A 2,681-nucleotide genomic window follows, 5' to 3' on the forward strand; every position below is an offset into this window, starting at 1 on the left:
TTACTCCTGTAAGCGTTTTGAAACGATGAGACGCAGTGACAATGAAATAGCCCAAATTCATGGCGACAGATCATGCCATAAAACTGCCCCTAAACACAGTTCGGAATCAGTGCAGGGCGTCACAGTCGGGCAGAAATAAAGCGGGACGCCCGAAAGCGTCCCTTATTCAATCACATATTGACCCGATATCAGGCCTGAAGCGGCAGACGCTGTTCAATTACGCCCCCGCCGAGGCACACTTCCCCGAGATAAAACACCGCTGACTGACCCGGCGTGACGGCGGCAACGGGTGCATCGAAACGCACCTCGATGCGGTCGTCACCGAGCGGTGTCACTACGCACGGGATATCTTCCTGGCGGTAACGGGTTTTCACGGTACAGGTGAGCGGGCCGGTCAGCGTTTTGCGATCCACCCAGTGCAACTGTTGAGCAATCAGACCGACATTCATCAGGCGCGGATGCTCGTGGCCCTGTGCGACGTAAAGAATGTTGTTTTCCACATCCTTCTCGACGGTGTACCACGGTTCTTCGCTGCCGTCTTTCTGCCCGCCGATGCCCAGACCTTTACGCTGACCGAGTGTGTGATACATCAGACCCTGATGTTGTCCCATCACCTGACCGTCAACGCTTTTGATCACGCCCGGTTGCGCCGGTAAATAGCGGCCCAGGAAATCACGGAATTTACGCTCACCAATAAAGCAGATGCCGGTAGAGTCTTTTTTCTTCGCGGTGATCAAATCCAGTTCTTCGGCGATGCGGCGAACTTCCGGTTTTTCCAGCTCACCGACCGGGAACAGGCTTTGTGCGACCTGTTCGTGACCGAGCGTGTAGAGGAAATAGCTCTGGTCTTTATTGCCATCAATGCCCCGCAGCAAATGGCTGACGCCATTGATATCCTGGCGGCGAACGTAGTGACCGGTCGCGATATAATCCGCGCCCAGGTCTTCAGCCGCAAATTCCAGGAAGGCTTTGAATTTGATCTCTTTGTTGCACAGGATATCCGGGTTTGGCGTGCGTCCGGCTTTGTATTCCTCAAGGAATAATTCGAACACGTTGTCCCAATATTCCGCCGCGAAATTCACGGTGTGCAGTTCGATACCCAGCTTGTCACACACGGCTTGCGCATCCGCAAGGTCGGTGGCTGCTGTGCAATATTCTTCGTCATCATCCTCTTCCCAATTTTTCATGAAGAGGCCCTCGACCTGGTAACCCTGCTGTTGCAAAAGGTACGCAGAGACAGAGGAATCGACACCGCCGGACATCCCGACGATCACTTTTTTCTGGCTGTTGTCAGACATAATAGTCCCGAAACGCATGAATTAATTGCCCGGTACTGACGGTGTTTTTCTGAAGCTTGTCCCACGAGGATGAAGGCCGCGCGCAACTCATAGTTCACAGAAAACCCGAACACCACAGAAACCCGAACAGAGAGGTACTGCTTTACACGAGGTAAATCGTGAAGCGCGAAATTTTATCACGTCGGGCCGGTTGCTGCATCGCTGATTCACCGCGTGGCAACAACCGGGGGAGGGTGTTATTCCGGCAGGTTGAAATTATGCAGAATTTCCAGAGGATAGCGCGGCGATTGCTGATAACAGCGAATGCTTTCGGCCACCAGCGGCGAGCGCAATTGCGCAGAGCCGATAATTTCTTCGGCGCTGACCCAACGGCACTGGTCGATATCATCGTCCTGCGGCGCAGTTTCCAGCATTTCAGGCAAATCAATCACGAAAGCGAAACGCAGGAACGGCGTATCGTCCGGCGCCTGCCACTGATGTAAACCCAGGAAAAACTGCGGCTCGGCGTGGATGCCGGTTTCCTCATACAGCTCGCGTTTTGCGGCGCTGACTAAGGTCTCATTGGCTTCAAGATGTCCGGCAGGTTGATTCCAGGTGACTTTGCCGTGAATGGTTTCTTCGACAACCAGAAACTTTCCCTGTGCCTGAACGATGCAGGCGACAGTAACGTGCGGTTTAAACATGTGGAATTTCCTTCCATTGGCCGGGTTGTAAATCGCCGAGAGTAAACTCGCCCATGCTGTAACGGATCAGACGCAATGTCGGGAAACCGACATGAGCCGTCATGCGGCGCACCTGACGGTTTCTTCCCTCGTATAACGTGATTTTTAACCACGCTGTCGGGATAGATTTACGTTCGCGGATCGGCGGATTGCGCGCCCACAGCCATTCCGGCTCTGGCACAATCTCTGCACCTGCGGGCAGCGTCGGGCCGTCTTTCAACGTGATGCCTTCACGCAATGATTTCACTGCGGCGTCATCCGGTTCGCCCTCGACCTGGACATAGTAAATCTTACCGGTGCGCTTGCCGGGTTGGGTCAGCGCAGCCTGCAGTTTGCCATCGTTGGTCAACACCAGTAAACCTTCGCTGTCCCGATCCAGACGGCCTGCGGCATAAATATCTGTTAATGGAATGTAATCTTTAAGTGTCGCACGACCCGCCTCATCAGTGAATTGTGGCAGCACATCAAACGGTTTATTGAAAAGAATCACCTTTACTGGCCCTTTTGGGGCAGATTGTGCTTTAGACGGCCTTTTGCTGAAACGTTTAACGTTGTGATTTTTAAAAGATAGCGGGTTCATAGGCATTGAAGTTAGAGAGAATTAGCGCATTATACTTGAAAAATGTTTCGGATTGGCTAGCGAGAAATATTCGAGTAATAT

3 protein-coding genes are annotated in these 2,681 nt (G+C 52.7%); all 3 read right to left on the reverse strand.

Going from position 1 to position 2,681, the window contains the following annotated elements:
* Window positions 1-188: 188 nt before the first annotated feature.
* A complete protein-coding gene (gene mnmA / locus AC1DUO_RS24060) occupies window positions 189-1,298 on the reverse strand; it encodes a tRNA 2-thiouridine(34) synthase MnmA (RefSeq protein WP_013576213.1) in 1,110 nt (369 codons plus the stop codon).
* Between the two features lie 236 nt (window positions 1,299-1,534).
* Window positions 1,535-1,981 (reverse strand): NUDIX hydrolase, encoded by a 447-nt coding sequence (locus AC1DUO_RS24065; RefSeq protein ID WP_013576212.1) that lies wholly within the window; start codon window positions 1,979-1,981, stop codon window positions 1,535-1,537.
* On the reverse strand, window positions 1,974-2,600 hold the full coding sequence (rluE, locus tag AC1DUO_RS24070; protein WP_037037377.1) for a 23S rRNA pseudouridine(2457) synthase RluE: 627 nt from the start codon (window positions 2,598-2,600) through the stop codon (window positions 1,974-1,976). The genes AC1DUO_RS24065 and rluE overlap by 8 nt, the downstream gene beginning before the upstream one ends.
* Window positions 2,601-2,681 lie beyond the last annotated feature (81 nt).

The organism is Rahnella sp. P4_A8, from assembly GCF_056402435.1.